4 protein-coding genes and 1 pseudogene are annotated in these 8,897 nt (G+C 57.4%); all 5 read right to left on the bottom strand.

All coding sequences use genetic code 11. From position 1 onward, the window contains the following. Nucleotides 1-31 precede the first annotated feature (31 nt). Nucleotides 32-2,956 (bottom strand): MMPL/RND family transporter, encoded by a 2,925-nt coding sequence (locus MYXE_RS00490; RefSeq protein WP_085198014.1) that lies wholly within the window; start codon nt 2,954-2,956, stop codon nt 32-34. A 32-nt stretch (nt 2,957-2,988) separates the two neighbouring features. Beyond that, nucleotides 2,989-5,871 carry an MMPL/RND family transporter gene (locus MYXE_RS00495; protein ID WP_085198016.1) on the bottom strand — a complete coding sequence of 961 codons (2,883 nt, stop codon included), beginning with the start codon at nt 5,869-5,871 and terminating at the stop codon, nt 2,989-2,991. After that, entirely contained in the window at nt 5,868-6,227 is a 360-nt protein-coding gene (locus MYXE_RS00500; RefSeq protein ID WP_332102199.1) for an MmpS family transport accessory protein, read from the bottom strand. The genes MYXE_RS00495 and MYXE_RS00500 overlap by 4 nt, the downstream gene beginning before the upstream one ends. Before the next feature lie 598 nt (nt 6,228-6,825). Beyond that, nucleotides 6,826-7,502 (bottom strand): annotated as a pseudogene (locus MYXE_RS00505) (transposase). 84 nt (nt 7,503-7,586) lie between these two features. Continuing rightward, nucleotides 7,587-7,973, bottom strand: coding sequence for a transposase family protein (locus MYXE_RS00515; RefSeq protein WP_161552001.1), 387 nt, complete (start codon nt 7,971-7,973; stop codon nt 7,587-7,589). Nucleotides 7,974-8,897 lie beyond the last annotated feature (924 nt).

Genomic DNA, 8,897 nt, shown 5'->3' on the forward strand with positions numbered 1-8,897 from the left:
TCGCCTACCGCTAGCGTTGTCGCGGCGATATTCAACGGCGCCGACTTACCGGAACTGAGGGCCTTGGAATCGGGGTTGTCACGGCGTCGTCATCGCCGTTTAGCAGCAAAGAACGAACCAGTGGGCGCGGCCCGTAGGGCCGAAGCAATTGACTGACCGGGCGGGGGCGCACAAGTTGCGGCCACCAGAACCACCGTCCGAGCAGCGCGGCGATTGACGGTGTCATGAACGAGCGGACGACCAAGGTGTCAAACAAAAGACCGAGGCCGATCGTGGTGCCCACTTGAGCGATTATGCGCAGGTCGCTGACCGCCATCGACATCATTGTGAACGCGAAGACCAGGCCTGCGTTCGTCACGACCTTGCCGGTACCGCCCATTGCCCGGATGATCCCGGTGTTTATCCCGGCGGCAATTTCTTCTTTCATCCGGGATACCAACAGCAGGTTGTAGTCGGAGCCCACCGCCAGCAGGATGATCACCGACATGGGGAGCACCATCCAGTGCAGTTTGATGCCCAGGACATACTGCCAGACGAGCACGGACAAGCCGAAGGACGCTCCCAACGAAAGGGCCACCGTCCCCACGATAACCAAGGCAGCAATGAAGCTTCGCGTGATGATCAGCATGATAATGAAAATCAGGCAAAGAGAACCGACCCCGGCGATCAAGAGATCGTATCGGGAGCCGTCGCCCCAATCCTTGTAGGTTGCCGCGGTGCCCGCCAAATAGATCTTGGAGTTCACAAGGGGCGTTCCTTTGAGAGCCTCCTCTGCGGCCGACTTTATCTTGTCGATGCGCTTAATGCCCTCCGGTGACGCGGGCTCGCCGCGCTGCGAAATTATGAATCGGGCCGCTTTCCCGTCTGGCGACAAAAACGAACCCATTGCGCGCTGGAAATCTTTGTTCTGGAAAACCTCCGGAGGCAGATAAAAAGAGTCATCGTTCTTGGCGGCGTCGAATGCCTGGCCGAGTGCCATGGCGTTATTGTTCGCGTCCTCCATCTCGTCGAAAATGCCAGCCATAGTGCTGTGCATAGTTAGCATCATCGTGCGCATGCTCTGCAAACTGGCAATTATCGGCGGAAAGTACTGAAGCAGCTGGGGCATCAGTGCATCCATTTTGTCGAGGTCTTTGACCAGATCGCGCATCTTATCGGTAAGTTCGTCGACACCATCGATTGCGTCGAATATCGATCTGAGCGACCAGCAGATGGGAATGTCGTAGCAATGTTTTTCCCAGTAGAAGTAGCTCCGAATCGGCCTGAAGAAATCTTCAAAGTCGGCAGCGTGATCCCGCAGTTCCTCGGTGATATCGGTGAGTTCCTTCGTTGTGACAATCGTTCGATGCGTCGTGGCGACCATCTGTTGCGTGATCGTGTACATATGCTGCGTTATACCGATCATTTTTGCCATATCGTCAGCCTGCTTGAGTATGTCGTGAATACGTTCTTTCATGTACTTCATGTCTTGTTGCATCGTCGCATTTTGCAGGCTGATTAAGAAAGGTATCGAGGTATGTCCAATCGGGGTGCCCTCGGGCCGGGTTATGGCCTGCACCCGCGAAACTCCGGGAAGCTGAAAAATCGCTTTGGCTAGTTTGTTTAGCACCAGAAAGTCTGCTGGATTTCGCAGATCATGGTCGGATTCGATCAGTAAAATCTCCGGCATCAGTCGTGACTGGGAGAAATGCCGATCAGCGGCCGCATACCCCAAATTCGCCGGAATTTCTTTGGGGATGTAGAGGCGGTCGTTGTAGCTGGTTTTGTAGCCGGGCAGTGCCAGCAGACCCATAAATGCGATCGCACACGCGGCAGCCAAGGTCGGGACGGGCCAGCGCACGATGGTGGTGCCTACCCTACGCCAGCGCCGAACCCTGAGCGCGCGCCTGGGTTCGAATAGACCAAAGCGGCTGCCCAGGGCAATAACAGCCGGAACCAATGTGAGTGCGACGGCGACCGCGACGAGCATGCCCACGGCGCACGGCACGCCCATGGTCTGGAAATAGGGCATCCGGGTAAAGCTTAGGCAGAAGATCGCCCCAGCGATTGTCAATCCCGACGCTAAGACAACCTTGGCGACCCCGCGATAGGTGGTGTAATAGGCCGTTTCCGGATCTTCACCGGCCTGGCGTGCCTCATGATATCGACCGAAGAAAAATATAGCGTAATCGGTTCCAGCCGCGATTCCCAGAGATACCAGCAGGTTAATAGCGAACGTCGAGAGAACAAGAATATTGTTGTGCCCGAGGAATGCGACGATTCCCCGCGCCGCGGCCAGCTCGACGCCAACCATGACCAATAACAAAATGACGGTGACGACCGAGCGGTAGACGAGGAGCAGCATTGTGAAGATTATCGCGACCGTTACCGCGGTGATCTTGACAATAGACTTGTTGCCGCTGTGCTGCATATCCACAATGAGCGGCGCCGCACCGGTGACGTATGCCTTTACTCCCGGCGGCGGTGGAGTTCGCTTGACAATACCTCGCACCGCAGCCACGGACTCGTCACCCAAGGTCGTACCTTGGTTGCCGGCAAGATTCACTTGCACATAAGCGGCCCTGCCATCGGCGCTTTGCACACCCGCTGCGGTTAAGCGATCGCCCCATAAATCCTGGACATGCTCGACGTGCTTCGGGTCATCCCGCAGTTGGCGAATCAGTTCGGTGTAGAAACGGTGAGCATCGTCCCCGAGTGGTCGCTGCCCCTCCAGGACAATCATCGCGAAACTATCGGAGTCGGATTCTCTGAAGTCTCTACCCATGCGGGTCATTGCCTGCACCGAAGGCGCGTCCTTCGGGCTCATGGATACCGAGTGCTGCTGGCCCACTCGCTCCAAAGATGGCACCGCGAAAGTCACAAGCAGAGTCAGCGTCACCCAGGCAAGGATGACGAGTAGGGAAAACCGGCGAATCGTCCGCGCCAGGAGCGGCGGCCGGCCGTTTCCGGTAGTCATGGGGCTTTCACCGGGCCAAAGGTAAACACCCGCTAATTCCTCAACAACAAGGACCGCACAACAGGGCGAGCCCCGACCGGTCTGAGTAATCCGCTAGCTGGCCGCGGGCGCACTTGCTGCGGCCACCAGAACCAACGTCCCAGAAGCGCAGCAATCGATGGCGTCATAAAGGCTCGAACAACCAGCGTGTCGAATAGCAGGCCGAGGCCGATCGTTGTGCCGATCTGGCCCACGATACGCAGGTCGCTCACGACCATAGACATCATGGTGAATGCAAAAACCAGCCCGGCGTTAGTCACAACCTTGCCGGTACCACCCATTGCGCGGATGATGCCTGTATTTATCCCAGCAGCTATTTCCTCTTTCATCCGGGAAACCAGCAATAAGTTGTAGTCAGACCCGACCGCTAGGAGCACAATCACTGACATAGCTAGCACTACCCAGTGAATTCGTATGCCGAGAAGGTACTGCCACACCAGCACAGACAACCCGAAAGACGCGCCCAATGAAAGCGCCACTGTACCTACGATAACAAGCGCGGCGATAAAACTGCGCGTCATGATCAGCATGATGATAAAGATCAGACAGAGCGCCGCGACCGCAGCGATCAACAGATCGTATTTCGACCCGTCAACGATATCCTTCGAAATTGCTGCGGTACCCGTGAGATAGATTTTTGCATTTTCCAGCGGAGTTCCCTTTAACGCCTCTTCGGCCGCGGTCTTTATTTCGTTGACTCGCGCAATACCCTCGGGTGAGGCCGGATCGCCCTTCTGGTTGATGAGCATGCGGGTGGCCTTACCGTCCGGCGACAAAAACACCTTCATGATCCGTTGGACGTCTTTGTTCTTGAAAATTTCCGGCGGCAGGTAGAAAGAGTCGTCATTCTTGGCTTTGTCGAAAGCTTTCCCCATGGCGGTCGCATTATCGCTGCCGTCCTCCATCTGGCTGAAGATCCCGGACATCGTGCTGTGCATGGTCAGCATCATGGTGCGGGTGCTCTGCATGGTGGCGATCATTGGGGGGAATTGCGTGAGCAGCTGCGGCAGCAGGACGTCAAGTTTGTCGAGGTCTTTGACGAGGTCCTCAAGCTTATCGGTAACCAGGTCAACACCGTCGAGTGAATCGAATATCGACCTCAGTGACCAACAGATCGGAATGTCGTAGCAGTGCCTTTCCCAATAGAAATAGCTACGGATCGGCCTCCAGAAATCTTCGAAATCAGCGATGTGATCGCGCAACTCCTCCGTGATCGCTTGCATTTCGTGCGTTTCACTGATCATGTGATGAGTGGTGTTGGTGAGCTCTTGCATTAGCGCATACATACGTTGCATTAGACTGATGGTCTTCGCCAATTCATCAGCCTGTTTGAGCATGTCGTTCATACGCAGTTTCTGAAACGCAAGATTTTGCATCTGGCTGGCCTGCCCCATGCTGATCATAAACGGAATGGTCGTGTGCTGAATCGGGTCTCCGGTAGGCCTAGTTATTGCCTGCACGCTTGCAATGCCGGGGACAGCAAACACACCCTTCGCGAGTTTGTTAAGTATTAAGAAGTCTGCCGGATTACGCATATCGTGGTCAGCCTCAACCAAGAGAATCTCAGGCATCATCATTCGAGACTCAGAAAAATGTCGTGCGGCAGCCGCGTACCCCTGGTTGGCCGGGATATCTTGAGGAATGTACTTCTGGTCGTTATAGCTAGGGACATATCCCGGAAGCGCTAATAGACCGATCAACGCGACTGCTAGTGTGGCGGCGAGAATGGGCGCGGGCCACCGGACGATTGACGCGCCCACCCGTCGCCATCCACGGGTCCCAATCTTTCGCTTGGGGTCGAAGAGGCCAAAACGACTACCCACCGCAATAACGGCCGGAACCAAAGTAAGCGCTACTGCGACCGCAATTAGCATGCCCACCGAGCAGGGGATGCCGATTGCTCGGAAGGCGTTAAGTCGAGTAAAGCTCAAACAGAAGAGGGCACCGGCGATCGTTAAACCAGACGCCAAGACAACTTTGGCGACCCCGCGGTAAGTAGTGAAGTAGGCAGTAAGGCGATCCTCGCCGGCCTGGCGTGCTTCTTGATAACGTCCTAGAAAGAATATGCCGTAATCTGTACCAGCAGCGATAGCCAAAGACGTCAGCATGTTGACGACGAAGGTAGTAAGACCGATAAGCTGATGGTGGCCGACAAACGCGATGACGCCGCGTGCTACCTGCAGTTCTATTCCGACCATCACAAGCAAAAGAATTACAGTAATAGCCGAGCGGTAGACCAAGAATAGCATCGTACAAATTACCGCAAGGCTTACAGCCGTGATGGTAATAACTGTTCTGTCGCCACTATGGCCCATATCCGCGGCGATTGCTGCGGGCCCAGTTACATACGTCTTCACGCCGGGCGGTGGTGGTGTGCGTGCCACGACATCGCGAACAGCCTCGGCCGATTCGTTCCCTAACGCCTGCCCGAGTTCACCGGCCAGGTCCAACTGGACATAGACGGCCTTGCCATCGGAGCTCTGGGCGGCGTCCGCTGTCAGAGGATCGCCCCAAAAATTGTGAATGTGCCGCACATGCTTTGAGTCATCTTCAAGCTGACGGACGAGACGATCGTAGTACCGGTGTGCATCGTCACCTAATGGTTGCTGACCCTCCAAAACGACCATCACTACACTGCCGGAGTTCGATTCCTTGAAGTCTTCGACGACGCGCGTCGCTGTCTGGAACGACGGGGCATCCGTGGGGCTCAGCGATACTGAGCGTTCTTTCTCTACCTGCTCCAGTGGCGGGACTGCGGCGCTCACGATGAAGGCGATTGCCAACCACGCCAAGATAATAGGCACGGCGAATCGGTGGATCGTCCGCGCTGCAAACGGCGGTGCAGTGTGTTTTTCAGCAATGTGTTGGTTGATCATGCGGCCTTCAATAGGCAGAAGGTGAATGCGTTCACTTCATTTGATACTCGTTCAGCTTTTACTTCGCCGTCGACCACGATGCGACACCCAATGCTGTTACTGTCACCCTGTGCCACAATGCTTCCGACGGCCGTCGCCTCGGTAGTTGCAAATTCCAACGACCACGGCAAGTGCGCGTTTTCGACTCGCTGCGGGTCAGCATTAACGTCGAAATAGCTGATAGTAGCGACAGTCCCTGGCGGGCCGAAGACCTCGTACGTAAGGTGCTTAGGGTTGAACGGTTTGGTGTCGGCGGTTTTTGTGTCGGCATACGAAGCACGTTTCTCAGAGCCGAAAACACTATGGAGTCGTGTCACAGTGAAACCTCCGCTGGCGATGACTACGAGTATGACCAACGGAATCCACAGCCGCCTGAAAACTCGGAAAATCGCGAATCCCCTCCACCCGTTTCGATACCCGACGCATCTGAGCCACTCGAGCATGCAACTACACATCGGCCGCGACACGCCAGACGGCAACGCCTCGAATGTGGTGCGTCGCCGGCTAGCCGTGCGGCGATCACCTCGAGTGTGTGGCGCTAGGGAGCGCGACCCGATCTTGATGAGTAAACCATGTGGACGGCTGCCGTATAGCTTGTTCTCAATGAGATATGGGATCGTGACCCTGACTGCACGCGTAGGAGGGCACGGCTGATCTGCATCGATCCTCGGGGTACGTCGTGTTAGTTAGCTCACCGATAGTCGATCGATACTCCAGCAGCATCTCACCGGAGGGTAAAACTCCAGCGTCCCGAGGTGGCGGTGAAATCTGCACGCGCATTGCTGGCGAACGAGACGTTGCACAGGAGACATGGCTGACTTTCCAACCGCGTTACGGTCCCAACTCCGTCGCCGGGGCCATTTCAGTCCCGTGCGGAAGTGTTTGCGATCTCCTGACGTTTCCGTGGGTCGGGTTTCATATTGCTCGGCCAGGTAGTGCCGGGCAAAGGGCGCCCCGGGTGAGCATGGTCATGCCGATCAGCGCCTCAGGGCTGTGAAACCCGTACGCACGCTTGGTCAATGCCCGCAGGTGGGTATTGGTATTGGTGGATTCCGAGCGGGCATTCGACAGTTGGTGATCGAGGGTGTTGCCAATGAGCTCCTTGCGACGGCGGATGGTGCGGGCTACGGCAACGAACTCCGGGATGCGCGAGTGCGACGCCCAGGACAGCCAACCAGCCAGCAGACGGCGGCCGTCGCGGCCTTTGACCCGAACCACTTCGCGGAGTTGCTCTTTTAGCAGATACGCCCGATACAGCGTGGCGTTGGTAGCCGTGATTGCGGCCAGGCTGGTGCGTTGCTCACCGGTCAAGTGGGCCGGGTTCTTGCGCACCGCCCACATCGCGTGCCGGTCGCGGACACCGGCGCGGGCCATGGTACGCACCCGCACCCGGTCGAGGGCCTTGAGCGCCCAGGCCACCACATGAAACGATCCAGACAGCTCACCGCGGCCGGGGCCCGGTCCCGCAGCACGGCGTGAATGCATTCTGCCCCACCACAGCTGACGTGAGTCAACGCCGCGGCACGTTCGGCGCCGAGCTGGTCGAAAAACCGGCCCAAGGTGTCCTTGTTACGGCCTTCAGCGGCCCACACCAGCCGAGCCTGTTGTGTGATCGATGACGCAGGTCAGATAGCGGTGGCCTTTGCGGTAGGCGATCTCGTCGATGCCGATGCGCGTCAGCCCGGCCCAGCAGGTCGTTGGTGTCGTGGCCATCGGCGGCTCACGATCGCGGCGATAACGCGCCAGGCCACCCGCAAAAACACCGCGACCACACTGAGGGCGGCGTGGGCGGTCAACCACGCGGCTGTGTCCTCAAAAGCCCAGGTATGACGGGCGCCGGGCCACGCCCAGGGCAGGTGGGCCACCCCCACTCCATGCTCGGGGCAGGCTACCCGCGGTGCTGCCGCCTGCAGATAGGTCTTCGTCGTCTCCAGATCCAGGCTGCGCCAGCGCCTGATCCCGTCCCCGCCGTCATAGGCCGGACAGCGTTTCTGGCACCGCGAGCACCGGCTGGCCTGGTTCGCCTTGGGCCGCACCTTAAACACCAGCACCTCGCTGGTCACCGGCGGTCTGCCACGCGAAGTTCTACTCAGGCTGATGCCACACCCAGGTTTATTGTCACATTTGCGTTGGGCGCCGCCATCGCTGCACAAACGACATAGTGACGTGGTGGGTAACCACACCAAGCGCCTTGGAGGCCAGCGAGTTTCGTTGTAGCACCAGTTTTACTACGACGGCGCCGCATTTCGTCTCCAATAGCTGGGCATGTTCGAGAAGCACGACAACAATCCGCCAGAGCATCAGATCGGCATCGGGAGTAGCTGATGCTCCAGAACTGGAATTACGGCCGCGCCATTGCACTTGCCTGCGATGAGTTCGCATCAACTTGCAAATTCCAGTTAATGAGGTGGCGTTCGAGCGTATGTGACAGCTCCGTCGCGGCGGAGGTGACGTGACGTTGAGCTGCGCTGGCTCAATGTCACATCTGCCAATGGCTAGCGCTTGCAGTTGGCTTCACCGCAGGTCTACTTGCTGCTGCCGCCCAGACGTCTCTTCTACCGCTCCACGTCTCGCAAGAGCAGACGTCGATGCTGCCGCCCAATACTGGCTGTGCGACATGTCACAATCCGGGAACTTTGTTGAAACCACGGACCAGCCCAGTCGATATCCAGTATGGTTTGGAACCGTTGCGCTCGTGTCAATTAAGACGGCTTGGGGGACTAGGGGGACTAGTGAGGATCAATCCCTTCAGCGGTGGTAATGGCGGTTTTTTTCGCCCTGGTTGGCGACGAGGAGCAACACAGCCTTTGGCCCAACTTGGTCCAGGTTGTAACTTGCCGTCGGCCGGTTTACGGCCAAACAGTGCAGGCTGCACCTTTGGACCACACCGGACAGAACCGGACCGATATGCGGCCGAAGAGTCTGCACAAGTGGCTGCGAAGCGGTCGGGCTGTTAATACGTAAGCCGCCTTGGTTCGGGGAGTCCA

This window comes from Mycobacterium xenopi (assembly GCF_009936235.1).
Lineage (GTDB): Bacteria > Actinomycetota > Actinomycetes > Mycobacteriales > Mycobacteriaceae > Mycobacterium > Mycobacterium xenopi.

Excerpts from the sequence above, each read along its gene's own strand:
- MYXE_RS00490 (WP_085198014.1), bottom strand. The coding sequence starts at position 2,956 with ATGACTACCGGAAACGGCCGGCCGCCGCTCCTGGCGCGGACGATTCGC.
- MYXE_RS00495 (WP_085198016.1), bottom strand. The coding sequence starts at position 5,871 with ATGATCAACCAACACATTGCTGAAAAACACACTGCACCGCCGTTTGCA.